23 protein-coding genes and 1 tRNA gene are annotated in these 23,448 nt (G+C 67.7%); 14 read left to right on the plus strand and 10 right to left on the minus strand.

All coding sequences use genetic code 11. The features are described from left to right. Positions 1 to 24 precede the first annotated feature (24 nt). The 9 genes from V1Y59_RS05815 to rdgB all read left to right on the plus strand — a co-directional run bounded on the left by V1Y59_RS05815 (position 25) and on the right by rdgB (position 8,945). On the plus strand, positions 25 to 3,240 hold the full coding sequence (locus V1Y59_RS05815; protein ID WP_330503900.1) for an ATP-binding protein: 3,216 nt from the start codon (positions 25 to 27) through the stop codon (positions 3,238 to 3,240). Positions 3,241 to 3,358: 118 nt separating this feature from the next. Next, positions 3,359 to 3,766 carry a M67 family metallopeptidase gene (locus V1Y59_RS05820; protein ID WP_330503901.1) on the plus strand — a complete coding sequence of 136 codons (408 nt, stop codon included), beginning with the start codon at positions 3,359 to 3,361 and terminating at the stop codon, positions 3,764 to 3,766. A 2-nt stretch (positions 3,767 to 3,768) separates the two neighbouring features. Continuing rightward, positions 3,769 to 4,044: a MoaD/ThiS family protein gene (locus V1Y59_RS05825; protein ID WP_330432440.1), complete on the plus strand. Its 276-nt coding sequence runs from the start codon at positions 3,769 to 3,771 to the stop codon at positions 4,042 to 4,044. Between the two features lie 3 nt (positions 4,045 to 4,047). Further along, positions 4,048 to 5,019, plus strand: coding sequence for a PLP-dependent cysteine synthase family protein (locus V1Y59_RS05830; RefSeq protein ID WP_330503902.1), 972 nt, complete (start codon positions 4,048 to 4,050; stop codon positions 5,017 to 5,019). 150 nt (positions 5,020 to 5,169) lie between these two features. Further along, positions 5,170 to 5,808: a rhomboid family intramembrane serine protease gene (locus V1Y59_RS05835; protein ID WP_330503903.1), complete on the plus strand. Its 639-nt coding sequence runs from the start codon at positions 5,170 to 5,172 to the stop codon at positions 5,806 to 5,808. Then, complete coding sequence (gene murI / locus V1Y59_RS05840; protein ID WP_330504115.1) at positions 5,805 to 6,605, plus strand: glutamate racemase; 801 nt, start codon at positions 5,805 to 5,807, stop codon at positions 6,603 to 6,605. The genes V1Y59_RS05835 and murI overlap by 4 nt, the downstream gene beginning before the upstream one ends. Before the next feature lie 77 nt (positions 6,606 to 6,682). Continuing rightward, the gene (locus tag V1Y59_RS05845) at positions 6,683 to 7,450 is read left to right on the plus strand and encodes a cyclic nucleotide-degrading phosphodiesterase (protein WP_330503904.1); all 768 of its coding nucleotides are present in this window, start codon (positions 6,683 to 6,685) and stop codon (positions 7,448 to 7,450) included. A 111-nt stretch (positions 7,451 to 7,561) separates the two neighbouring features. Continuing rightward, entirely contained in the window at positions 7,562 to 8,317 is a 756-nt protein-coding gene (rph, locus tag V1Y59_RS05850) for a ribonuclease PH (RefSeq protein WP_330503906.1), read from the plus strand. A gap of 13 nt (positions 8,318 to 8,330) precedes the next feature. Beyond that, the gene (gene rdgB, locus V1Y59_RS05855) at positions 8,331 to 8,945 is read left to right on the plus strand and encodes an RdgB/HAM1 family non-canonical purine NTP pyrophosphatase (protein WP_330503907.1); all 615 of its coding nucleotides are present in this window, start codon (positions 8,331 to 8,333) and stop codon (positions 8,943 to 8,945) included. Here the strand turns inward: rdgB and V1Y59_RS05860 are convergent. From V1Y59_RS05860 to V1Y59_RS05870, 3 genes are all read right to left on the minus strand, one after another. After that, positions 8,925 to 10,064 (minus strand): glycosyltransferase, encoded by a 1,140-nt coding sequence (locus V1Y59_RS05860; RefSeq protein WP_330503908.1) that lies wholly within the window; start codon positions 10,062 to 10,064, stop codon positions 8,925 to 8,927. The genes rdgB and V1Y59_RS05860 overlap by 21 nt on opposite strands. 199 nt (positions 10,065 to 10,263) lie before the next feature. Next, positions 10,264 to 10,608: a DUF3817 domain-containing protein gene (locus V1Y59_RS05865; protein ID WP_330503909.1), complete on the minus strand. Its 345-nt coding sequence runs from the start codon at positions 10,606 to 10,608 to the stop codon at positions 10,264 to 10,266. Further along, complete coding sequence (locus V1Y59_RS05870; protein WP_330432432.1) at positions 10,605 to 11,042, minus strand: transcriptional regulator; 438 nt, start codon at positions 11,040 to 11,042, stop codon at positions 10,605 to 10,607. Before V1Y59_RS05870 ends, V1Y59_RS05865 begins: the two co-directional genes overlap by 4 nt. A 78-nt stretch (positions 11,043 to 11,120) precedes the next feature. Here V1Y59_RS05870 and V1Y59_RS05875 point away from each other — a divergent pair. After that, positions 11,121 to 11,205: transfer RNA gene (locus V1Y59_RS05875), tRNA-Leu, on the plus strand. A gap of 11 nt (positions 11,206 to 11,216) precedes the next feature. Here V1Y59_RS05875 and V1Y59_RS05880 read toward each other — a convergent pair. The 5 genes from V1Y59_RS05880 to V1Y59_RS05900 form a co-directional block, all read right to left on the minus strand. Continuing rightward, positions 11,217 to 11,816: a thymidine kinase gene (locus V1Y59_RS05880; RefSeq protein ID WP_330503910.1), complete on the minus strand. Its 600-nt coding sequence runs from the start codon at positions 11,814 to 11,816 to the stop codon at positions 11,217 to 11,219. 27 nt (positions 11,817 to 11,843) lie between these two features. After that, complete coding sequence (locus tag V1Y59_RS05885; protein ID WP_330503911.1) at positions 11,844 to 13,778, minus strand: primary-amine oxidase; 1,935 nt, start codon at positions 13,776 to 13,778, stop codon at positions 11,844 to 11,846. 225 nt (positions 13,779 to 14,003) lie between these two features. Next, positions 14,004 to 14,411, minus strand: a complete 408-nt coding sequence (locus V1Y59_RS05890) for a DoxX family protein (RefSeq protein ID WP_330503912.1) — start codon at positions 14,409 to 14,411, stop codon at positions 14,004 to 14,006. A gap of 37 nt (positions 14,412 to 14,448) precedes the next feature. Then, positions 14,449 to 14,871, minus strand: coding sequence for an organic hydroperoxide resistance protein (locus tag V1Y59_RS05895; RefSeq protein ID WP_330503913.1), 423 nt, complete (start codon positions 14,869 to 14,871; stop codon positions 14,449 to 14,451). Continuing rightward, positions 14,868 to 15,365: a MarR family winged helix-turn-helix transcriptional regulator gene (locus tag V1Y59_RS05900; RefSeq protein WP_330503914.1), complete on the minus strand. Its 498-nt coding sequence runs from the start codon at positions 15,363 to 15,365 to the stop codon at positions 14,868 to 14,870. Before V1Y59_RS05900 ends, V1Y59_RS05895 begins: the two co-directional genes overlap by 4 nt. Positions 15,366 to 15,471: 106 nt before the next feature. On the opposite strand from V1Y59_RS05900, the gene V1Y59_RS05905 reads away from it, so the two are divergent. Together V1Y59_RS05905 and V1Y59_RS05910 are read left to right on the plus strand one after the other, a co-directional pair. Further along, complete coding sequence (locus V1Y59_RS05905; protein WP_330432421.1) at positions 15,472 to 15,675, plus strand: hypothetical protein; 204 nt, start codon at positions 15,472 to 15,474, stop codon at positions 15,673 to 15,675. After that, positions 15,672 to 17,189 (plus strand): DUF7782 domain-containing protein, encoded by a 1,518-nt coding sequence (locus V1Y59_RS05910; protein WP_330503915.1) that lies wholly within the window; start codon positions 15,672 to 15,674, stop codon positions 17,187 to 17,189. Before V1Y59_RS05905 ends, V1Y59_RS05910 begins: the two co-directional genes overlap by 4 nt. A gap of 578 nt (positions 17,190 to 17,767) precedes the next feature. Here V1Y59_RS05910 and opgC read toward each other — a convergent pair. Both opgC and V1Y59_RS05920 read right to left on the minus strand, forming a co-directional pair. Continuing rightward, entirely contained in the window at positions 17,768 to 18,934 is a 1,167-nt protein-coding gene (opgC, locus tag V1Y59_RS05915) for an OpgC domain-containing protein (RefSeq protein ID WP_330503916.1), read from the minus strand. Between the two features lie 127 nt (positions 18,935 to 19,061). Next, positions 19,062 to 20,846: an AMP-dependent synthetase/ligase gene (locus V1Y59_RS05920; RefSeq protein ID WP_330503917.1), complete on the minus strand. Its 1,785-nt coding sequence runs from the start codon at positions 20,844 to 20,846 to the stop codon at positions 19,062 to 19,064. A 230-nt stretch (positions 20,847 to 21,076) separates the two neighbouring features. On the opposite strand from V1Y59_RS05920, the gene V1Y59_RS05925 reads away from it, so the two are divergent. Further along, a complete protein-coding gene (locus tag V1Y59_RS05925) occupies positions 21,077 to 22,849 on the plus strand; it encodes a DEAD/DEAH box helicase (RefSeq protein WP_330503918.1) in 1,773 nt (590 codons plus the stop codon). A gap of 198 nt (positions 22,850 to 23,047) precedes the next feature. Next, positions 23,048 to 23,380: a rhodanese-like domain-containing protein gene (locus V1Y59_RS05930; protein WP_330503919.1), complete on the plus strand. Its 333-nt coding sequence runs from the start codon at positions 23,048 to 23,050 to the stop codon at positions 23,378 to 23,380. Positions 23,381 to 23,448: the final 68 nt, after the last annotated feature.

Genomic DNA, 23,448 nt, shown 5'->3' on the forward strand with positions numbered 1-23,448 from the left:
GGCGAGAGCGCTGGTGTGATGCTGGTGCGCGACTTGTCGGACGACGCCTCCGAACACCACCCGGCCATCGCGGTCCTCGGATCCCTCGAAGTGCGCGCACCCGATGGCGATCTCGTTCCCACCTCCGCTCGCCGACACGTCGACCTTCTGGCGATCCTCGCCGCCGAGCGCAGCGTTCGATCGGCGGGATATCTGTGTGAGCTGCTCTGGCGAGGTGATCCGCCGGACAGTGCCCTGGTGACCCTGCAAGGCTATGTGCTGCGCCTGCGTCGTGCGCTGAAGACGGTACCGGACATCCGGATCGACACCGAGGGAGGCGGATACGTCCTGAGGTGCACCGGTCCCAGTACCGATCTCGACCTGCTCGACGTGCTGTCGCGCGACGCCCGCGAGGCGTCCGCGGACGGGGACGTCGAACGAGCGGTGACCCTCCTCGTCGGCGCATTGCGGCTCTGGCGTGGCGATGCGCTCGCCGACATCGACGACATCACCGAGATCGCGCCGGAGCGCGCCCGACTCGACGAACTGCGCTCCGAACTCACCGAGATGTGTGCCGAAGGTCTGATCACCCTGGGCCGTGCGCGGCAGGCCGTCTCCATCCTCACCGAGGCACGTGGCCGACATCCGTTGCGGGAGGGCACAGCCCGACTGCTCGCCTTGGCCCTCCGGGACAGCGGCCGGACATCGGAGGGACTCGACGTCCTGGTCGATGTGCGACGGCGTCTGCGCGACGAACTCGGCTTGGACCCCGCGGTCGACACGGTCCGTGTCGAGGCCGAACTGCGTAGCCCGGTGACGGCTGAGCCGACGGCTGCGCCGGTCACCCGCCTCGTCGGGCGCGAGGATGCCACGGTCGCGATCGACCGGGCGTGGCGCAACAGTGCAGGCGAACTCACCGTCGTCACCGTGCGCGGAGCGGCCGGTATCGGAAAGTCGGCCCTGGTGGCGGACGCGCTCCAGCGGCATCGGGCGCCTGCGCTGTTCGCGGGCGGGCCCGCCGGGGCGAAGAACAGTGCGCTGGAAGCGGTCTCGACATGGTTGGATCAGCTCGCGGTCGATGGACGGGCCGTCCCGGAGAATCCCACGCCCCGCAGTCTCGCGTCGTTGCTGGCGACACTGGCCCGCGAGACGGGCCACGTCGTCGCCGTCATCGAGGATGCGCACCGGGTCGACGTAGACTCCCTGCGGATGATCGCCGCCGCCGCGCGCGTGGTGCGCGGACAGCCCGTACTGATGCTGATGACCGTTCGTCGCGACCCGGTCGCCCCAGATGTCGATGACGCCTTGCGGACGTTGCGCTCCGCGGGCCCACATCACCTGATCGACCTTGCCGGGCTGACCGACAAAGACGTGTCCGCGATCGTCGACGGCGAGTTGGGTTCTGCCGCAACCGGGGTCAGCGCGACGATCATCGAACAGAGTGCCGGGAGTCCGTTCGTCGCCGTGCAACTGTGCGATCTCGTCCGAGCAGGGGGTGACCTGACCCCGGGAATCGCGACGGCCGAGGTCATCCGGATGAAGCTCGACTCCGTCTCCGGCCCGGCTCGCCGGCTCGCCGACCTCCTCGCCGTCATCGGTTCTCGCGCCACCCTCGGGCTCGCCATGACCGCCGACGCGGAGCCGCAGTTCGACGATCGGTTGCGTGAGCTGGTCACCGCACAGATCGTCCGTACTGCCGACGGTTTCATCGACTTTGCGCACGATCTGGTGCGTGGCGCGGTCCTCGACCGCGTCGGCGCCGGACGCCGGTCAGAACTGCATCGGCGGGTCGCCGACGCGCTCGAGAGCACCACGCCCGACGCGGACACCGCCATCGCGTCGCATCGCAGCGCGGCAGCAATGGACCGACTGGACCCGTCTGCCGCCGAGGCCTGCGCATCGGCCTCTCGAACAGCTTTGCGGCACAGTGCGTTCCATGATTGCATCGAATTCTGCACACGCGGTCTGCGGCACGCGGGACCGTCCGAGCGGTACCTGCGCATCGAATTCGACTCCCTTGCCGGTCAGGCTCAGACACGGCTCGGAGACTATGACGCCGCGGCCGCCTCGTTCGATCGCGCCGGCCGCACCTGCGCCGACGAAGGCGATTGGGTCGGTCTCGGTCGTGTGGCCCTGCTGGGTTCTCAGAGCGGGGTGGGCGGGTACTTCTCCGGTTACGGCGTCGTGCAATCGGGTTCGGCTGCGCTGCGCACACAGGCTCTCGCGCACCGCGACGAACTGCCGGACCGCCTGGTGGCGGAGCTGGAGGCCGTCGAAGCCGTCGAACGAGCGGTCCACGGCATGCCCGGCGATCTCGACCATCTCGCCGAAGCGCGCGCCCGGTGCGAGCCGGGCAGCGATGCGTGGCAGCAGGTGAAGCTCGCCGAGTTCATCTGTATCTGGGATCCGGCCACCGTCGCCGAACGGAGCACGATCGCCGACGAGCTCTCCGATCTGGCCGGCGCCGACCTGCCGGCGCGCGCGACGGCGCTGCATCTGCGCCGGGTGTGCGCGCTGGAGTCGGGTGATCTCCGTCTGGTGCGCAGGCTGTCGGCCGAGTTCGCGCGTATCGCTGTCGATGGGGGCAGCGACACGGCCGCGATGCAACTGTGGTGGCGAGTGATGATCGCCGTACTCCGCGGCGACTACGACCGATCTCGAGAACTGATGCGTCAGGCCGTCGAAGGCCTGGGTGCCGTAGACGGACCTGCGCGTTTGCTCGCCGAGGCTTCGTTGCTGACCAGCCGTTCGATCGAACTGTGGCACAAGGGCCGTCTCGCCGAGGCCATGCCCGAGGTCGACCGCATGATCGAGGACATCGATGACGACTTCGCGTTGGTCGCCGCCATGGGGGCTGCCGAACTCGGCGATCACGGCCGTGCGTTGCGGCTGATCGAGACGATCCTCGCCCAACCCGGTCGCATGCACGGCCCCCGCCTGGTGACCCGTGTCCCGCTGCTCATCGAGGCCTTGCTGGTGGTCGCTCGCGATCCCCGGTACCGCAGCGAGGCCCAGGCGTTCGCGGGGCGGCTCGAGCCACACACAGAGGGCTGGGGAGACACGTTGCTGGTGCAGTGGCCGGGCCTGGTGTGCCTCGGTCCGTCCGGCTTGTACCGCGGGACCATCCGTGCACTCCTGGGACGGTCCGACGCCCGTGACCAGGTCGTCGCCGCGATGAACCGGGCCCGGGCCCTGGGCGCGCTGCCGTACGAGAAGCGGGCGGCGGAGCGGCTGACGATGTGGCCGTTCGTGGCGGACTAGGGCGGTGCCGGGGCGACTGCCTCGGTGCGCTCCCCGAGGAATAGCGTGATGGGCATCGGCGTTGATCGCCGGTGTGGTCCGTCGCCCGGGGTGACCGAGAGTTCAGGAGGAAAAGGGAGTGCTGACGATCAGCCAGGAACTGGTTGACGCCATGGTCGGGCATGCACGTGCCGACCATCCCGACGAGGCGTGCGGGGTGATCTCCGGCCCCGAGGGGGCGGATCGTCCGGAACGCTTCATCGCGATGATCAACGCCGAGAGGTCGCCGACCTTCTATCGGTTCGATTCCGCCGAACAGCTCAAGGTGTGGCGGGAGATGGACCGACGCGACGAGGAGCCGGTGGTGATCTACCACTCGCACACCGCGACCGAGGCGTACCCGAGCCGGACCGACATTTCGTACGCCAGCGAACCCAATGCCCACTACGTCTTGGTGTCCACGCGTGAGCCCGACACCGCCGAGATCCGGAGCTATCGCATCGTCGATGGCGTGGTGACCGAAGAGCCGATCGAGATCAGGAGCTGACCATGGCCGTAACCGTGTCCATCCCGACCATCCTGCGCACCCACACGGGGGGTGAGAAGCGTGTCGAGGCCACCGGTTCGACGCTGTCGGAGATCATCGACAACCTCGAGTCCGGCAACCCCGGCATCAAGGAGCGCCTGGTGGCCGACGGCAAACTCCATCGCTTCGTCAACGTGTACGTCAACGACGAAGACGTCCGGTTCTCCGGCGGTCTCGACACATCCGTCGACGACGGCGACGACGTCACGATCCTGCCTGCCGTCGCCGGCGGCCAGTAGTCCGTGGCGCGGTACACGTCCCTGATCGAGTCGGTCGGTCACACCCCACTGATCGGACTGCGGCGGTTGTCGCCCCGGTGGGACGAGACGGCCGAGGGGCCACACGTGCGGCTGTGGGCCAAGCTCGAGGACCGCAACCCCACCGGCTCGATCAAGGACCGTCCCGCTCTGCGGATGATCGAACAGGCCGAGCAGGACGGACTGCTGGCGCCGGGCTCGATCATCCTCGAGCCGACGAGTGGCAACACCGGCATCTCGCTGGCCATGGCCGCCAAACTCAAGGGCTATCAACTCATCTGCGTCATGCCCGAGAACACATCCGAGGAGCGGCGCTCGTTGCTGCGGATGTTCGGCGCCCAGATCATTTCGTCGCCCGCCGCCGGCGGGTCCAACACCGCGGTCGCGATGGCGAAGGAACTCGCCGCCGAGCACCCCGAGTGGGTGATGCTCTATCAGTACGGCAACGAGGCCAACATGCTCGCCCACTACGAGGGCACCGGGCCCGAGCTGTACGCGGACCTGCCCGAGATCACCCATTTCGTGGCGGGCCTCGGGACCACCGGAACCCTGATGGGTGTCGGTCGCTACCTGCGTGAACAGAATCCCGACATCGAGATCGTCGCAGCCGAGCCCCGCTACGGCGACGAGGTGTACGGCCTGCGCAACATCGACGAGGGTTTCGTGCCCGAACTCTACGACGACACGGTGCTCACTCGTCGGTTCTCGGTGCAGGGCGTGGATGCGGTGGCCCGGGTCCGCGAACTCATCGACACCGAGGGCATCTTCGCCGGCATCTCGACCGGAGCCATCCTGCAGGCCGCGCGTGGGATCGGCCGCAAGGCGATGAAAAACGGTCAGCGTGCCGACATCGGCCTGGTCATCCCCGACGCCGGGTGGAAGTATCTGAGCACCGGCGCGTACGAAGGTAGCCTGGAGGAGGCAGAGCAGGCGTTGGAAGGCCAGCTCTGGGCGTGAGCAGCGCTTCGCTGGCCCGACAAGCCTCGCTGGTCCACATATTCGATGGTCGAGTAGCGACGAGCGAGCGCAGCGAGCCCGACGCGTATCGAGACCCCGACGCGCTGTGAGTCCGACGCGTGTCCAGACCAGGTACCGACAGGAAGAGCAATGACCGTCAACCCCGCGCCGCCCGGATCGGGCACCACGGGCGCCCGCCCCCTGTGGCAGCGGTCGGTGATCATCATGGCCGCGATCACCGCGCTCCTGTTCGTCATCGAGGCAGTCGACGTCGCCACCGACTACCAACTCGACGCGGCCGGCATCGAGCCGCGAGAGATCGACGGGCTCGACGGCATTCTCTGGGCCCCGTTCCTGCACGCTGACTGGCAGCACCTGATCGCCAATCTCATCCCGGGACTCGTCCTCGGTTTCCTGCTGTTGATGTCGCGACGCTTCGTGATCGTCACCGCGATCGTATGGGTCGTGTCGGGGCTGGGGGTGTGGCTGTTCGCGCCGCCGTACACGGTGACCGTCGGTGCCTCCGGCATCATCTTCGGCTGGCTCACCTACCTGCTGCTGCGTGGCCTGTTCAATCGCGACATCTGGCAGATCCTCGGTGGTGTGGTGCTGTTCCTCATCTACGGCTCCCTGTTGTGGGGTGTGTTGCCCACCGATTCGACCGTGTCGTGGCAGGGCCATCTCTTCGGCGCCCTCGGCGGCGTGATCGCCGCCTGGTACCTGGCCGACCGTGACCGCCGCAAGTCCAAGAAGGTTGCCACGCAGCAGTTCCCGGGGGTGCGGTCATAGGGCCCGAGCACGCCCCCATCGGGATCTTCGACTCCGGTGTGGGCGGTCTGACAGTGGCCCGGGCCATCATCGACCTCCTTCCCGACGAGGACGTCACCTACATCGGGGACACCGCCAACGGGCCGTACGGGCCGCTCGCCATCCCCGACATCCGGCGCCACGCCCTGGCCATCGGCGACGACCTGGCCGAGCGGGGCGTGAAGGCGATCGTCATCGCGTGCAACACCGCGTCGGCCGCGTGCCTGCGCGATGCGCGTGAGCGCTACGCGCCGATCCCGGTCGTCGAGGTCGTCCTGCCGGCGGTTCGACGCGCGGTGGTGGCGACCAGGTCCGGTCGTATCGGGGTGATCGGCACCAAGGCCACGATCGCCTCACGCGCATACCAGGATTCCTTTGCGGCGGCCCGCGACGCCGAGATCACCGCCGTCGCCTGCCCGCGGTTCGTCGACTTCGTGGAACGAGGGATCACCAGCGGGCGCCAGATCCTCGGTCTCGCGCAGGGATACCTGGAACCGTTGCAGGAGGCCGACGTCGACACCGTCGTGCTCGGCTGCACCCATTATCCGTTGCTGTCCGGTGTCATCCAGCTGGCGATGGGCGATCAGGTCACGTTGGTGTCGAGTGCCGAGGAGACCGCCAAGGATCTGTTCCGGGTGCTCACCGAACTCGATCTGTTGCATCCCCATTCCGACCGCGATGCCGTTCGGGAGTTCCGGGCAACGGGCGATCCGGAGTTCTTCGCTCGTTTGTCGACCCGGTTCCTCGGGCCGGCGATCGGTCAGGTGCAGCACCTCTGAACCCGACCGGGTCATCGTTGGACAGTTGTGACCCCGTAGGCGAGTCCTGGTTCGACCCGCGTGGCACAGTAGGGCGTATGCGTTTGACCGTCCTCGGGTGTTCCGGAAGTGTGGGCGGGCCCGGTAGTGCCTGCTCGGGCTACCTGCTCTCGGTCGACGGTGAACGGCCGGTCCTGATGGACTGCGGACCGGGGGTACTCGGTGAACTCCAGGGTCGGGCGGACCCCGTCGACGTCGATGTGGTGTTGAGCCACCTGCACGCCGACCACTGCCTGGATCTGCCCGCGATGCTGGTGTGGCGCCGGTATGCGCCGCGCCCCGCCGAGGAGCGGGCCCGCCTGTACGGGCCGCCCGGCACCGCGGTGCGGATCGGTTCGGCGTCGTCGGAGATCAGCGGCGAGGTCGACGACATCTCCGACACCTTCCAGACCATCGAGTGGGAGGACCGGGTCGACGTCGACCTGCGCGGGATGACCATCAAACCGGTCCGCGTCAACCACCCGCCGGAGACCTTCGGACTCCGTGTGACCGGGCCCGATGGTCAGGTCGTCGCGTTCAGCGGTGACACCGGGATGTGTGACGAGGTCGTCGAGGTCGCCGAAGCGGCCGACATCTTCCTGTGCGAGGCGACCTGGACGCACGCACCGGACGACCGGCCCCCCAATCTGCACCTGTCCGGGTACGAGGCGGGCCAGATCGCCACCAAGGCGGGCGTGCGTTCCCTGGCCCTGACCCACCTGGCGCCCTGGTACGACGCGGAGGAGATCCTCGCCGAGGCGCGCTCGACCTTCTCCGGTCCGGTGAATCTCGTCCGTCCCGGCCAGGTCTTCGACCTGGTGCCCTGAGCAGTGAAATCTCCGGTGCCCGAGTAGCGACGTGCGAGCGCAGCGAGCCCGACGCGTATCGAGACCTCCCGCCTCGGCCGACGCCGGTGACCGATCGTTAGAGTTGGTGCCGTGACGACACGAGCTGACGGCAGGGCCGACGACGAACTCCGACCGATCACCTTCACCCGCGGTTTCACGACCCATCCGGCGGGTTCTGTACTGGTCGAATTCGGTGGCACGCGCGTGATGTGCACAGCCAGCGTGACCGAGGGTGTGCCGCCGTGGCGGCGCGGCTCGGGCCTCGGCTGGCTGACCGCAGAGTATGCGATGCTGCCGTCGTCGACCCACGAGCGCTCGAGCCGGGAGTCGGTGAAGGGCCGGGTCGGTGGCCGGACCCACGAGATCAGCCGACTCGTCGGCCGGTCGCTACGGGCCTGCATCGACCTCGGCGCACTCGGCGAGAACACCATCGCCATCGACTGCGACGTGCTGCAGGCCGACGGCGGCACCCGTACCGCCGCGATCACCGGTGCCTACGTCGCATTGGCCGACGCCATCACCTATCTGAAAGCCGCCGATCGGCTGAACGACCCACAACCGTTGTCGTGCATGATCGCCGCGGTGAGTGTGGGCGTCGTGGACGGCCGGGTGCGAATCGATCTTCCCTACGAGGAGGACGCGCGTGCCGAGGTCGACATGAACGTGGTCGCCACCGATGCCGGCACATTGGTCGAGGTCCAGGGCACCGGAGAAGGCGCCACCTTCCCGCGCGCCACCCTCGACAAGCTGCTCGATGTCGCGATGGCCGGAACGGAGAAGCTCTTCGAGGCGCAGCGTGAGGTGCTCGCCGCGCCGTATCCCGGCACGCTCCCGACCAAGTCCTGACAACGGGGTCCTGATGCCGAAACTGCTGGTGGCCAGCCGCAACGCCAAGAAGCTGGTCGAACTGCAGCGAGTGCTCGACGCGGCCGGTATCGACGGTATCGAGGTCATCGGACTCGATGCGGTGGACGAGTACCCGGAGGTGCCGGAGACGGGCGCGACGTTCGAGGACAACGCTCTGATCAAGGCGGTCGCCGGTGTGGAAGCAACCGGATTGGCATGTCTGGCAGATGATTCCGGACTGTCGGTGGACGCACTGAACGGAATGCCGGGGGTGCTGTCGGCACGGTGGAGCGGCCGCCACGGCGACGATCAGGCCAACAACGACCTGCTGCTGGCCCAGATCTCCGATGTACCCGATGATCGGCGGGGCGCGGCGTTCGTGTCCGCCTGCGCGCTGGTGGTCCCGTCGGGGGAGCGAACAGTGGTGCGCGGGGAGTGGCGGGGCACGATCCTGCGCGAGCCGCGAGGTGCCAACGGCTTCGGATACGATCCGTTGTTCGCGCCCGATGATGCTGTGGCGCAGGGTCGTTCGTCGGCCGAGCTGCCGGCGGAGGAGAAGGACGCGCTCAGTCACCGGGGCGCGGCGCTGGCGCGACTGGTGCCGACCTTACGGTCGCTGGCCGACTGACACCGGCTCGCCCTCCGCCCCGCCGTGGATGGCCAGCATCCGCGCCACCGAATCGGGCCAACGGAACAGCGCCGCGCGACGTCGCGCCGCGGATTCCCGCTCCGGGCGGGGGAGTTCGAGCACCTGCTCGATGGCCTCGGCGAACCCGACCGCCGTGTTGTGCGCCAGCGCACCGCAGGTCGGATCGACGAGGCCGGCGACCGCCGAGGACCGCGACGCCACCACCGGGGTGCCCGACGCCAACGACTCCAGCGCGGACAGGCAGAACGTCTCGTGCGGCCCGGGTGCCAGGGAGATCTCGGTTGTCGCCAACAACGCGGCCACCTGCCGGCGGTCGGCGAGGTGGCCCAGAAAGGTGACCGGTAGGCCGCGAGCGGCGCGTTGCAGCGCCGGTCTGCGGGGACCGTCCCCGGCGACGACGAGATGGACCCGTCGCCGTGACGAGTGCAGTTCGGCGATGGCCGCGATGCTGCGGTCAGGCCGCTTCTCCGGCGACAGCCGGCCGCAGTGGGTGATGAGAGTGGTGGTGTCGTCGGCGAAGCGCGCCCCGACCTCGGGGTCGGCATGGCGCGGATCGAAGACGTCGAGGTCCACCCCCAACGGTGCGTGCCGCACGTTGGTCGCCCCGATCCGGCCGAACTCGGCGGCGGCGAAGTCGGTGGTGCACACCACGGTGTCGAACGATCGCGCGGTGCGGCGGTTGGCCTCGTCGGCCATCGAGCGGGCCATGGGATGTGGCATCGCCATGCTGAGCAGGCGGTCGAGCCGCTCGTGCGAGACCATCGTCGAGTGCACGTCCCGGGCGCGGGCCCAGCGTCCGAAGCCGCGGAGCGTCAGCCGATCCGAGACCTCGAGAGCGTCCGGCCGCAGGTGGCGAAGGATGTCCGCGACCCGACCGGGTGACGCCACCCGATAGCCGCCCGAGAACGGCAGTCGGGGTGCGCGGACGGACAGACGATGGACACCGGACGGCAGCGTCTCGGCACCGTCGTGCGCTCCCGGAACGACGAGCACCACCTCGTGGCCCTCGGCGACATAGCCCGCTCCCCACCGATCCACCGCGGTCCGGAGGCCGCCCGAGCGGGCTCCGTAGAAGTTGGCGAGTTGCACGATGCGCACCCGCTCAGTGTTGTCCGTGGTGGGTGAACGGATGCCGACCACGGCGTCACGCGGCGGCGATCACCTCGTGAACCTCTCGTTGTGTCGGCATCGCCCTTCGTGACGACCCTCCGCAAGCTCCGGGTCTCCTCAGGGATCGGGTGGTGACTCTGGCCGTTCCCTGAGGAGCGAGGCGCCAGCCGAGCGTCACGAAGGGCGGTCAGAGACCGAACTCCGCCTTCACTTCCTGGGTGCGCTTGTGCTCGAACCAGAACGACAGGAAGGGAATGGTACCGGCGATGCAGGTGGTGATGATCTTGCCGAGGGGCCAGCGGACCTTGATGGCGAGGTCGATGGTCAGGATCAGATACACGAAGTAGACCCAGCCGTGCACGATCGGGACGAAATCGAGTGCATCGACGTCGAAGCCGTATTTCAGCACCAGCTCGGCGACGAGCAGCAGCAGCCACAGGCCGGTGATCCACGCCAGGACGCGGTAGCGCAGCAAGGCGCCACGGACCTTCTCCACGGGGGTCGTCGTGCCTGTGTCGGTCGTGTCGGTCACCTCGGGCGTTCCTCACTGCTCACGTCGGGATGGTCGGACCGATCGAGATCGGCCAGGAATGTGTTGTACTCGGCCAGCGCGGAGTCCTCACCCGCCGAGGGGCGCGAGGCCAACGAGGAAGCGCTCGGCGTCGTCGGCCGGTCGGGCAGGATGCCTGCCGGGATCTCGGTCGGACCCTTGGTGCCGTGCGCGACCTTGCTCTGCTCCGCCGAGTTGTTCTCCAGCACCACGAACCGGCGGTAGGCCCACAGCACCGCGACGGCGAACGCCGGCCACTGCAGCGCGTACCCGAGGTTCTGCGCCGTCCCCGACGACGACTCGTATCGATCCCACTGCCACCAGGCCAGTGTCAGACAGGCCACCGCAGCGATGACCACCAGCGCGATGAGCGCCGGACGGTGCCTGCGCCGCGGGGTGGACGAACCTGACTGCATACCCTCGACGGTACCTGGCCAGCGATGATCGGCTCGCGGGCGGTACGCTGACCCCGGCGCCGGTGTGGCCGGCGACACGCGCGAGTGGCGGAATTGGCAGACGCGCTGGATTTAGGTTCCAGTGTCTACGGACGTGGGGGTTCAAGTCCCCCCTCGCGCACCACGTGCGGTTGATCAGCGTGCCGCGCGGCCTTCCACGTAGTGGCGCCGGCACAGGGCCCGATAGACGACGGGTCCGTCGTGGGTGTCGCCCACGGCGATCACCGCACCCGTCCGGGCCACCCGTCCGTCGACGATGCGCGCGTTGAGGAATCCCGGCCGGCCGCACCAGCACAGCACGATCGCCTGCATCCGGTGAACCTCGTCGGCGATCTCCACGAGTCGGGCCGAGCCCGGGAACAGCACCGACCGGAAGTCGGTGAGCAGTCCGAAGGCGAACGCGTCGATCCCGGCGTCGTCGACGATCCGCGCCAGCTGGTCCACCTGGGTGGAGCTGAGGAACTGGGCCTCGTCGCAGACGAGGTAGTCGAGTTCGCGGCGCTCGTGGTGACCCAGCACCGTCGCCTGGAGATCGTCGCCGGGGCCGAGAGCGACCGCATCCGCACTCAGACCGATCCGGCTGGTCACCTCGGCCTCGCCGGAGCGATCGAGGGTGGTCAGGAGAAGGCCCGTTCGCCCCTGTTGTCCTTGGTTGAAGTGGGTCTGCAGCGCGAACGTCGACTTCCCCGCGCCCATCGGCCCGTGGTAGAAGATCAGCTCCGCGTCACCGTCCATGGTCGGAGAAGATACGCGGTCTCGGAATCAGCGGTCGTCGCCGCAACAATGCTTCGACGGGTTCGGCGGCACGTTCATGACGGGGTTGGCGTCGCAGAAGTTGTAGGGCTTCAAGGTGAACCCTGCGTAGTCGGTGGGCATGATGGGCCAGTCCTCGGTGCGGGGAAAGTGGGTCAGGCCGAACGTGTGCCACAGGACGATGTCCTCGCCGTCGGTCGGCCGGTCCGCTGCCTGGTAGGCAGGCAGTCCCTGCCCCAGCGCGCTCTGGTTCACGAAATCACCTGCCGCATACCGCTCGGAGGCATCGTATCGCGTGACCCAGAGCGCCCGGGTGGTGAAGCCGGCGCGCCCCGCGATCGAGGATTCCGGGTCTGCGAGCAGCATCGGGGTCTGCTCGGCGTGGAGTGCGTAGGAGGGATGATGGCCCATCCGGCCGGTCTTCTCGGTGTTCACGATGTGCCATGTGCGTCCCGATGCGGCGTCGGCCATCCGGGCGCCGTCGGCCTCCGATGCGATCCGCGTCCTGGCGACGGTGAACGCGTTGCCCCAGGGATTGCCGTCACCCATCGGGACCCGCACCGCGTCGACCTCGTCGACGGCGTTGGCGAGGCCGTCGACCATCATGTCGAGCCGGGCGCTGAACAGGTGCTGGTGATAGGGGAGGCCGAGGCCGGGCGCGACCAGGGTCTGGTATTCGGAGCCCTCCTCCGGGTACGCGGCGGTGAAGGCGATGCCCGTCAGCTTCGCCTCGAGCGCGATGGTGCCGTCGAGGTAGAGATACCAGTAGAAACCGTAGTCATAGTTGCCGACGGTGGTGAAGAAGCTGATCACCAGACGCCGTTGCCGCCGGACCTCGTTCATGCCGGTGAAGATGTCGGAGTGCTTCCAGAGCGTCCCGTAGTCCTCTTCGTGCATGCAGACCCCGTTCTTGACGGTCCGCGGCCCACCTTGCTCGTCGGCGAGGGTGAGGTCGAAGTAGTGGATCTCGCCGAGACAGTCGCAGCCCAGTGCCAGCTCGTTCGCATATCGACCGAACACGTATTCGCCGGTGTCGAAGTAGTTCTGCCAGTAGCGGCTCGGGGACGGATCCGCGTACGGGACGACCATCTCGTTGATCGACGCCCGGTAGAGGACGTCGCGGCCCTGGTACCGGAGTTTGCGAAGGATCAGGCCCTCGCGTTGATCGTAGGAGATGTCCAGGGACCAGTTGGCCCACTCGATGTGCTCTCCCGAGACGGTGAAGCTGGGACCCTCCGGTTGGGTGATCTCTATGGGCTTGAGACCTTCGAGCGGCGGGCCGGCGACCTCCGGGGTGTCGAAGTTGCCCGACTCCGCCGGTACGTCGAAGACCCGGTGATCGATGAGCTCGACGAGCTCGCGGTTGATGATGTCGACGTAGGCGCAGAGGCCGTCGACGGGATGAGCCCACGGTAGGTCCTTGTCGTGTTCCTGCACGAAGGCGAACGAGCGGACTATGCGCCTTCCGGCCTCGCCGGGGTTCTCGTAGGTTCCCGCCGACAGCGGTACGGCGACGGTCTTCGACGGATCGACGCCGCGTGTGCGCAGAGCGTCGCGCCAGCGGGGTTCACCGGCGAGGAACTCGGCGACGAGTTCGAACTCGGCATCCAGGATGGGCAGTTGGCCGACGGCGTGGTCGATCTCGTCAGTGGAGATCACCTGTCCCTGGGACACCGACACAACGGCGTCGAGTGCGTCTCCGGTGGCGGTGTCGAGCAGCATGACCCGGGCGTGGCGGTCCGGAGCCGGACCGGAGCCGGCGTCGAATGCGAGGATCGCCGACTTCTCGGGTTCGTCGAGTCCGACGTAGACGAACCGTGTGGTGGTCGAGACATGTCCGGCTTCGGCGAGAATGGTTCGTGCGGAGATGATCTCGGATGCGGTCAGGCTACGCAGCGGGTTGCTGAGGTCGGTCGGGGTGGGTGCGTCGTCGAGGGTGGTCATCGCAGATGTCGCCTTTCTGGCGTCCGGAGAACGCGAGCGCAGAGAGATCGCGTCGGGTGAGTGTTCCGTATGCCCCGGCATTGCGGCGACGGATGACGTTCCTGCACCACATGTAGCACGATCTCGGCGACGATGAGAGCCACTCGACGGCTCGGCGGTGTCGCCGAGCCGTCGAGTGGTGGTTGTGGCCGGTGTGGTTGCCGGCCCGTCGGTATAGGCGGCGTATCAGCCGCGGGCGTACCAGGCGGCCGCGACGAGGGCCGGTTGGCCGAACAGCCGCCCGAGGCGCTTGCCGTCGGTGTCGAGACCGAAGGCGTCGATCTTCTCCCGGTACTGATGGATGTTGCCCGGGAACACGGCGACGAAGAAGGCGGCGACGATCGCACCCACCGTCCGGCGGTGACGTGGGAGGGCGATCAGGCTCAGGCCCAGACCGACCTCGGCCACCCCGGAGGCGACCACCGTGAAGTCTTTGTCCAGCGGGATGACGTCCGGGACCTGGGCCTGGAACTCCTTGCGCTGGAACGTGAGATGGCCGATCCCCGCTGTGGTGAGGATGGTGCCCAGCGCAAGCCGTGCGATGCGGGGTCCGCGGGCGTCCTTCTTGGTACGAATCAGATCGAGGGAAGTCATGGGTCCTTTCGGAAGGTGTTGCGAGCGGGGACGTCGCTCAGTCGTCGGCGATGGTCAGCGTGACGTCGATGTTCCCACGGGTGGCGTTCGAGTACGGGCAGACCTCGTGCGCCTTGTCGACGAGTTCCTTGGCCGTCCCCGCCTCCATCGCGGGCAGCGTGACCTCGAGTTCGACGGCGAGCTCGAAGCCGCCGGAATCGTTGGAGCCCAACGACACCCGGGCGCCGACGGTGGAGTCGGTGACGTCGGCGCCGGCCTGACCGGCAACGAGCCGCAGGGCGCTGTGGAAGCACGCCGCGTAGCCGGTCGCGAACAGTTGCTCGGGGTTGGTGCCGACGCCCGAACCGCCGAGTTCCTTGGGCATGTCCAGGTCGAGATCGAGCTTCCCATCCGATGAGCGGGCGTGCCCGTTGCGGCCGTCACCGGTGGCGAGGGCCTCGGCGGTGTAGATCGGTTTCATGGTGCGTCCTTTCGGGTGGTTGCTTCATCGAGATGCCGGCGCAGTTCGCCGGTCAGTTGATGCAGTGTGGTGCGGAGTCGGACCAGATCATCGATGTCGAAGGGGATCTCGTGGTCGGAGTCCTGCTCGGCGGCCTCCGCGATCGCCGACGTCAGCGAGTCGTACACGCAGTCCGCGCGTGCCCCGAGGGCGGCGCCCTCGGGCGTGAGGGCCACGGTGACCGACCGTTCGTCTTCCGTCGATCGGCGGCGGGTCAGGTACCCGAGTGTCTCGAGCCTGCGGAGCAGCGGGGAGACCGTGCCGGAATCCAGTTGCAATCTCCGGCACAGCCGGGTCACGGTGATCTCGTCCTCTTCCCAGAGGACCAGCATCGCGAGGTACTGCGGGTAGGTCAGCCCCAGCTCTGCCAGGCCGGGCCGCTGCGCCGCGATCACTGCCCGCGACGCCGAGTACAGCGCGAAACAGAGCTGCTCATCGAGTCGAACATCGGTCACGTCATCGACGCTACACGATTTTGGTTGTGCACAACATAAGTTCCGCACGGGCCGCCGACCGTCAACCGCAGTTGACGCGAGGCGGCGCAGACGGCACGCTGGTGCCATGAAGACGGGATTCGACGCCGACGACGGGCGGACGCCGGTCGAGGAACTCGCGCGGGTCGCCGCCCGGCGACGCGACCTCGCTCGCGAGGAGGAGGTGGCGGTCCGGCGGGCTCGGCACGCCGGTCTCTCCTGGGCCGAGATCGGACTGCTGCTCGGCGTGTCCAAACAGGCCATGCACAAGAAGTACCGGAAGGTCGGATGACCGCCGGCATGCCGCTCACCGACGCGAACGTCATCGACGCGCTCGGCCGGGATCTACGCTGCGCCGGATACACCGGCGACGGGGTCGGCGATCTCCTCGGCGAGGCCGCGAACGAGGCGCTCGGTCGTGGTGTCTGGTGGCCCGCGCTCGCCGCCACCCTCGGCGTACCGGAGACGACCACGGCGCTCGCGACGATCGTACGCCTGTTCCTTCTCGGCTCCGACGAGTCCGAAAAAGATGTGGCGCAGTCATTCCCGGAATCCGGGATCGATGCGCTGCTCGGCAACGGCGTGCTGATGCGATCCGGTGGCGGCGACATGCTGCGGGCTGCGCTCGACATCCGTCCGCACGCCGACGACGTCCGTGATTATCTCGTGGTGTCCGATCAGGACGCCGTGATGCGCGCCGGTCCGGTGGCGCCCGACCACGTCCTCGGCATCGGTGGTGCGTCGGTGTCGTTGGCGCGGGCGGTGATCCGGCGACCTGTACATCGTGCACTCGACATCGGGACCGGCTGCGGCATCCAGGCGTTGCACCTCGACACGCACTGCGACGAGATCGTCGCAACCGACACCAACCCGCGAGCGCTGGCGCTGGCCGCGGCGACCGCTCGTCTCAACGACATGAGCTGGGACCTGCGTTCGGGCAGCCTCTTCGAACCTGTTGCGGGGGAGCGGTTCGACCTGATCGTGTCGAACCCGCCGTTCGTCATCGGGGCGGGAACGCAGGACTACATCTACCGCGATTCCGGTGTCGCCGGCGACGCGCTGTGCGCCGATCTGATCCGACAGGTTCCCGCGCATCTCAATCCTGGTGGCACGGCGCAGCTGCTGGCGAACTGGATGGTGCCGAACGACACGGATTGGCAGGACCGGGTGCGGGGATGGCTCGCCGGCACCGGACTCGACGCGTGGGTGGTGCAACGTGAGTTCGCCGATCCCATCAGCTACATCTCGCTGTGGCTCTCGGATGCCGGGGAGACGACCGACGTCGCGGCGGAGCGGGGTGCGCGATGGCTGGACTGGTTCCGCGAGAACGACATCGCCGGCATCGGGATGGGGTCGATCACCCTGCGGCGCCCGCCCGACGGGACGCGCGGCGAGCCGGACCAGGTCATCGAGGAGATCGTCGGCGCAGGGGAGGAGATCACCGGACCGGAAGCCGAAGCGTTCCTGGCTCGGCGCCACTACCTGCGGACGACGACCGACGACCAACTGCTGGCCACGAGGCTGTCGTCGGCACCGGTCTTCCTGGACGAGCAGTACCTCCCCGGCAGTGAAGGCTGGCAGCAGATCTCGGCCGCGGTACGACGCCCGGGCGGTCCCGGTGCGGTCCTCGGTGTGGACGAGGTCTCGCGAGCGCTTCTGGCCGGGTGCCGCGGTGAGGTGCCGTTGGCCGCGCTGATCGAATTGCTCGCCGGATTCCATGGGGTGGAGGCCGATGCGCTCGCGCAGGCGGCGCTACCGGTCGTGCGAGAGGCGATCGGGCGAGGGATTCTCTACGAGGCAAGGTAGATGATCGCCCTTCGTGACGGGTCGGGGGTGGGCCAATCACCTGGTCCCTGAGCATCCTATGGCGTTGGGGGTCAAGAGGTCGCTGATGGTGGTGGTGGCGTGGGGGTATGGCCGCGGGGCGTGGTGGTGGTGCTCGCGGCTTGGGGTGTGGCTTGAGGTGTGGGTTCCGGGCCGGGGTCTGCCCTGACGCGTGCTCTACCTAGCGTGCAAACGGGTTGGTGCCCAACATCCTTCATCCGAGCTTTGGTCGCGTGAGGGTGGGACTGCTCAGGCTCAGGGTCGGGTTTGGTGCCCGAGGAGATTGCGAGCTTGTCCCGGTCGGAGGGGTTTTGGGGTCAGGCGGCGGTCCTTTCGGTGGTGCTCGGCGCGGGGCCGGCCAAGGCGGGCCAGCACCCGGCGTGGGCGCGGCTGCGTCATCTGGAGGAGATCCGGAGCGCTAGCGGAGGATCGTCACGAAGGGCCCTTCGTGACGCTCGCAAGCTCGCTCCTCAGGGACCGGGGTGAAGCTCGCTACTCAGGGCGGCGCGCTCGCAAGCTCGCTCCTCAGGGTCCGGCGGACACGCTCGCAGGCTCGCTCCTCAGGGATCGGGGGAGACGCTCGCAAGATCCCTCCGGTCCGACCGGCCCGTGGCCGGGGTGTCGGGGCCGCCGGGATGCCTCCGAAACCGGTTGTGCAGCACCATCGGCAGCCGGTGCAGTTTGTCGATCGCGAACTCGCGGCGGAACTCCGCCCACGCCCAGCACAACCCGAACACCACGATCACGACGCACAGACTCGTCGTCGTGCTCCATGGGCGATGGGCGATGTGAATGGGCAGGATGACGAGCGCGAGTGCTTGCAGCACGTAGGAGTCGAGGCTGCGGGTGCCGGTCATCACCAGCGGGCGGAGCCAGTCGTGATGCCAGCGGCGCAGCAACATCACGAACACGCCGTAGATCGCCGGCACGAGCAGCCACGCGCCGACGGCGCGTGCGGGACGGAAATCCAGCTTGTCCGCCAGCGCGGGTTCGAACCGCATCCACGGCCCCGCGTCGACCCCGAAGTGCATCAGGAGTGCGAAACCGACTGCGCTCGCCACGACGAGTGCGAGGTGCCGTTCGATGACGCCCGCCACATCCCAGTCGCGCCACTTCCAGCCGATCACCACCGCGGGCACGAACATGATCTGCCAGCCCGCCCAGTTCTGGATGCGGTGTCCCGCGGTGAATGAGGTGACGTAGAACCAATCCGGCGACCACAGCAGTGAGATCCCGTACAACACCAGGGACCCGGCGACGATGATCTGCCACCGGTTCCGCATCAGCAAGGGAAACAGCAGGTACGCCGACGCCATCAGCACCATGTACAGCAACAGGATGTTCCCGCCGCTGGGGAGATAGCGCATCGTGAACGCCAGTTGCAGACCGTCCGACCAGCCGTCGACGGGGAGCAGCAGGGTGAGCCACCGGTGCCCGGCGAGTGCGGCGGCGACCGCGACGATCGAGATGGTCAGCTGGCACACGTACAGAACCGCCAGCCGTCGTGTCAGGCGCCGATACGCGAACCGCAACGACGCACGTTCGATCCATCGCCGGTAGACCAGGCCGAGAACCAGCCCCGAGAGCAGCACGAACGCCGACATCCCGTCGACGTACGGATATGCATGGGTGGGCGCCGCGATGCGCGTGCCGGCGGCGAAATGCAGCGAGATCATGCTCCAGATCGCGAGCCCCCGCGTCGCGTCGATGGCGAGATCTCGATTCATCGGGTGTCAGAATACCTGGGGCGGAGCAGGATCCCGGTCTCGGCGAATGCGGTGTCGCGGAGATGACGTGTCGCGACACACCAAACGCCCGGTCCCTCGACGGAGACCGGGCGTCTGGCCAGTGCGATCAGGTGTAGAGGTCCGCGATCGCCTTCTTGTGTGCGTCGTGGATCACGTTGCGCTTCAACTTCATCGTCGGAGTCAGCTCGCCCGACTCGATCGTGAAGTCGCCCTCCAGGATGGCGAACTTCTTGATCGCCTCGGCGTTGGACACCTTGGTGTTGGCGTCCTTCACGGCCGCATCGATCTCGGCCCACAGGGTCTCGTTCTGTGCGAGGTCCGCCATCGAGGTGTCCGCGGGCAGGTTGTGACGCTCGAGCCAGCCGGGCGCGGCCTCGGGATCGATGGTGATGAGCGCGGCGATGAACGGCTTGTTGTCGCCCACCACCAGGCACTGGGAGACCATCGGATGCGCTCGGATGGTGTCCTCGAGCTGTGCGGGGGAGACGTTCTTGCCGCCCGCGGTGACGATGAGCTCCTTCTTGCGACCGGTGATGAACAGATAGCCGTCGTCGAGGTGACCGATGTCGCCGGTGTGGAACCAGCCGTCCTTGATCGACTCGGCGGTGGCCTTCTCGTTCTTCCAGTACCCGCCGAACACGACGGGGCCCTGGAGCAGGATCTCACCGTCGTCGGCGATGGCGACCGTCACGCCCGGGACCGGTCGTCCCACCGAGCCGACCTTCTGGTGCTCCTCGTTGTTCGCGGTCACCGCGGCCGTGGTCTCCGACAGGCCGTAGCCCTCGTAGACGGGGATGCCGACGCCGCGGAAGAAGTGCCCGAGGCGGGCGCCGAGGGGCGCGCCACCGGAGATCGCGCCCTCACAGTTGCCGCCGAGCGCGGCGCGCAGCTTGCCGTACACGAGCCGGTCGAACAAGGCGTGCTTGATCTTCAGACCGAGTCCGGGACTGCCGTCCTCGAGCGCCTTGCTGTAGGCGATGGCCGTGTCGGCGGCGCGGTCGAAGATCGAGCCCTTGCCGCCGTCGTAGGCCTTCTGCTTGGCGGAGTTGTAGACCTTCTCGAAGACACGCGGAACCGACAGCACGTAACTCGGCTGGAACTTGCCGAGATCGTCGATCAGGTTCGGGATGTCGTTGGTGTGCCCGAGGATGACACCGTTCTCGATGCAACCGACGGCGACGACGCGGGCGAACACGTGGGCGAGCGGAAGGAACAGCAGAGTCGACTTGCCCTCGACCATCCCGGCGCCGACGGCGTCGCGGGTCGCGGCGCACTCCGCGAGGAAGTTCGCGTGGGTGAGGACCACGCCCTTCGGCTTGCCGGTGGTGCCCGAGGTGTAGATGAGGGTGGCGGCATCGGACGACAGGGCCTGGGCACGGCGGGCGTCGAGTTCCTCGTCACCCAGTTTGGCGCCCCGCTTGGTGATCGTGGCGAGCGCATGATCGTCGATCACGAGGGTCTCGCGCAGCGCGGGTGCCTCGTCGATGACGCGGATGTGCTTGGTGTAGTGCGAATGTCCCTCGACGAACAGCAGGGCGGTGCCGGAATCCTCGAGGATCCACTGCACCTGGTCGGGCGCTGAGGTCTCGTAGATCGCCACCGTCGTGGCGCCGGCCCGCCAGATGGCGTAGTCCAGAACGGTCCACTCGTATCGCGTCGACGACAGAATCGCGACGCGCTCGCCCGGTTTGATTCCCGATGCGATGAGACCCTTCGCCACCGCGTCCACCTCGTCGACGAACTGCTTGGCGGTGACGTTGATCCACTGATCCCCGGAGCGCCGCTTCAGCAGCGGCATCGTCGGACGTTCGGCCCGATAGCGGAGAATGCTGTCGATCGTCGTCGCCTTGTCCTCGATGGCGAGGTCGGACGGTGTGGTGTATTGCTGCATGGCGGCTCCCCTACGCGCACGAAATGGGTCATAACGGACACTGTGTTGTCCGCGTCAACACGTCAGCTCTGTTGAGTGGAACTGACGGTACCAGTATCCGTGGTCGGCATCACAGAATGGTGTCCGCGGAGCGTAGCGGCGGTCACAGCACTCCGTGTCAGATCTCGAGGATTCCGCCTGCGGGGCGTTCGGCCACTAGAGTTGGCCAGTGTGAAGAGGACTGCGCGCGCATGAGTGCCACCGAGGATCCGGACGGCTCCACGGGAGCCGGTGACATCACCTTCGACGACCTCGACATCGCGCCGAAAGTCCGGCAGGCCATCGCGGATGTGGGCTACGAGACGCCGTCGCCGATCCAGGCCGCGACGATCCCGCCGCTGATGGACGGTCGCGACGTCGTGGGGCTCGCCCAGACCGGAACCGGGAAGACCGCTGCCTTCGCGATCCCCATCCTGTCGCGGCTCGACACATCGAAGCGCCGGCCGCAGGCGCTGGTCCTGGCCCCCACTCGGGAGTTGGCGCTCCAGGTCGCCGAGGCCTTCGGGCGTTACTCCGCGCACCTACCCGAGGTTCGGGTCCTACCGATCTACGGCGGCCAGAGCTACGGGGTGCAGCTGTCCGGTCTGCGCCGTGGTGCCCAGGTGATCGTGGGGACGCCCGGCCGCGTCATCGATCACCTCGACAAGGGGACGCTGGACATCTCCGAACTCGACTTCCTGGTGCTCGACGAGGCCGACGAGATGCTGACGATGGGTTTCGCCGAGGACGTCGAGCGCATTCTCGCCGAAACCCCGGACGACAAGCAGGTCGCGCTCTTCTCGGCCACCATGCCGAGCGCCATCCGACGTCTCGCACAGCGCTACCTGAACGATCCGCAGGAGATCACCGTCAAGTCGCGGACCGCGACGGCGCAGAACATCACCCAGCGCTATCTGCAGGTGTCGCATCAGCGCAAACTCGACGCACTGACCAGATTCCTCGAGGTCGAGACCTTCGACGCCATGATCGTGTTCGTGCGCACCAAGTCGGCGACCGAGGAACTGGCGGAGAAGTTGCGTTCGCGCGGATTCTCCGCGGTCGCGATCAACGGCGACATGGCGCAGGCACAGCGCGAGCGGACCATCAACCAACTCAAGAGCGGCTCCATCGACATCCTCGTGGCCACCGACGTGGCCGCACGCGGGCTCGATGTCGACAGGATCTCCCACGTCGTCAACTACGACATCCCACACGACACCGAGTCCTACGTCCACCGCATCGGTCGCACCGGTCGAGCCGGTCGGTCCGGAAACGCCTTGTTGTTCGTCTCCCCGCGAGAGCGGCACCTGCTCCGGGCCATCGAACGGGCCACGCGATCGACCCTCGCCGAGATCGGTCTACCCAGCGTCGAGGACGTCAACGCCCAGCGGGTGGCGAAGTTCGCCGACTCGATCACCGAGAACCTCGCGTCCGACAACCTCGACCTGTTCCGCAAGCTCGTGGAGAACTACGCGCAGGAGCACGACGTCGCCATGGCCGACGTCGCCGCGGCATTGGCGCTGGAGACACGTGACGGCGGCTTCCTCATGGCGCCCGATCCGCCCGAGGGTGAACGAGCCGAGCGTCGGGAGCGGGCGCCACGCCGGTCCGGTGGCCAGTTCGCCACCTACCGGATCGCAGTCGGACGCCGCCACAAGGTGTCACCGGGGTCCATCGTCGGCGCCATCGCGAACGAAGGTGGGTTGACCAGGGGGGACTTCGGCAACATCAGCATCCGTGACGACTTCTCGCTGGTCGAACTGCCCGAGAACCTCGACAACGAGACCCTGGCGTCGCTGCGGCACACCAAGATCGGGAAAAACCCCATCGACATCCGGCGTGACTACGGGCCGCCACGCACTCGCGGCGGCGCCAAACGCGGGCAGGGCCAGCGCGGCGGCGGAACCCGCGACGGCTACGCGAAGAGGTCGGACACCTGGGGAAAGCGCGGTCCGAAGCGGATCGCCGGCCGCGGCCGCGGCTGAGTGAATCCCTAGGAGTCCCTGAGAATTTCACGCCGCGTGGGGCAGAACTTGCCGGATCGAGATAATTCCGTAACCTTTGTGTGGGGGCTCGGAGGATACGTGATCGATGACCACGCCACGGCGTGGGGCACCGACCGGAGCCGACGCACACCCCCGATCATTCGACAACGAGATACACACAGGAACGGTGAGTCACCAGTGTCAGTGGTGAATTCGATAACAGCAGCCGACGCCCGAGAGCATTGCCAGTCGTCGCGTGCAGTCCTCGTCGACGCACGTCCGCAGGTGATGCGCCACCAGGGAAGCCTCCCCGGGGCGGTCGTCGTGGAGCCGACCGACGTGCGCGAGCAGTTCACGCCCACGCCGTCGGGCACATTCCCGATCGTGCGCAACCCCGACACCGAGATCGCTGTCGTGTCCGTCTCGTCCCAGGCCCCCGTCATCGCCGAGGAGATCGCCGGCCTGGGCTACACCAACGTGCGCTACGTCGACGGTGGCTACCGCGCGATGCGGTCGCAGTTCCAGGAGTAGTCCGGTCTCTCGGGCCGGCGTCGGATTGGTAGCGTGCGGGAGGTATCCACGCCCGTGATCCAGCCGAG

This window comes from Gordonia prachuapensis, from assembly GCF_036350515.1.
In the GTDB taxonomy this organism is placed as follows: domain Bacteria; phylum Actinomycetota; class Actinomycetes; order Mycobacteriales; family Mycobacteriaceae; genus Gordonia; species Gordonia prachuapensis.

Bases quoted from the DNA above. Each gene is read 5' to 3' on its own strand.
- V1Y59_RS05880 (WP_330503910.1), bottom strand. From the start codon at position 11,816: ATGGACGGTGACGCGGAGCTGATCTTCTACCACGGGCCGATGGGCGCG.
- V1Y59_RS05825 (WP_330432440.1), top strand. From the start codon at position 3,769: ATGGCCGTAACCGTGTCCATCCCGACCATCCTGCGCACCCACACGGGG.
- V1Y59_RS05885 (WP_330503911.1), bottom strand. From the start codon at position 13,778: ATGACCACCCTCGACGACGCACCCACCCCGACCGACCTCAGCAACCCG.
- V1Y59_RS05845 (WP_330503904.1), top strand. From the start codon at position 6,683: ATGCGTTTGACCGTCCTCGGGTGTTCCGGAAGTGTGGGCGGGCCCGGT.
- V1Y59_RS05910 (WP_330503915.1), top strand. From the start codon at position 15,672: ATGACCGCCGGCATGCCGCTCACCGACGCGAACGTCATCGACGCGCTC.
- V1Y59_RS05895 (WP_330503913.1), bottom strand. From the start codon at position 14,871: ATGAAACCGATCTACACCGCCGAGGCCCTCGCCACCGGTGACGGCCGC.
- V1Y59_RS05920 (WP_330503917.1), bottom strand. From the start codon at position 20,846: ATGCAGCAATACACCACACCGTCCGACCTCGCCATCGAGGACAAGGCG.
- V1Y59_RS05870 (WP_330432432.1), bottom strand. From the start codon at position 11,042: ATGCAGTCAGGTTCGTCCACCCCGCGGCGCAGGCACCGTCCGGCGCTC.
- rdgB (WP_330503907.1), top strand. From the start codon at position 8,331: ATGCCGAAACTGCTGGTGGCCAGCCGCAACGCCAAGAAGCTGGTCGAA.
- V1Y59_RS05925 (WP_330503918.1), top strand. From the start codon at position 21,077: ATGAGTGCCACCGAGGATCCGGACGGCTCCACGGGAGCCGGTGACATC.
- opgC (WP_330503916.1), bottom strand. From the start codon at position 18,934: ATGAATCGAGATCTCGCCATCGACGCGACGCGGGGGCTCGCGATCTGG.
- V1Y59_RS05835 (WP_330503903.1), top strand. From the start codon at position 5,170: ATGACCGTCAACCCCGCGCCGCCCGGATCGGGCACCACGGGCGCCCGC.
- V1Y59_RS05890 (WP_330503912.1), bottom strand. From the start codon at position 14,411: ATGACTTCCCTCGATCTGATTCGTACCAAGAAGGACGCCCGCGGACCC.
- V1Y59_RS05905 (WP_330432421.1), top strand. From the start codon at position 15,472: ATGAAGACGGGATTCGACGCCGACGACGGGCGGACGCCGGTCGAGGAA.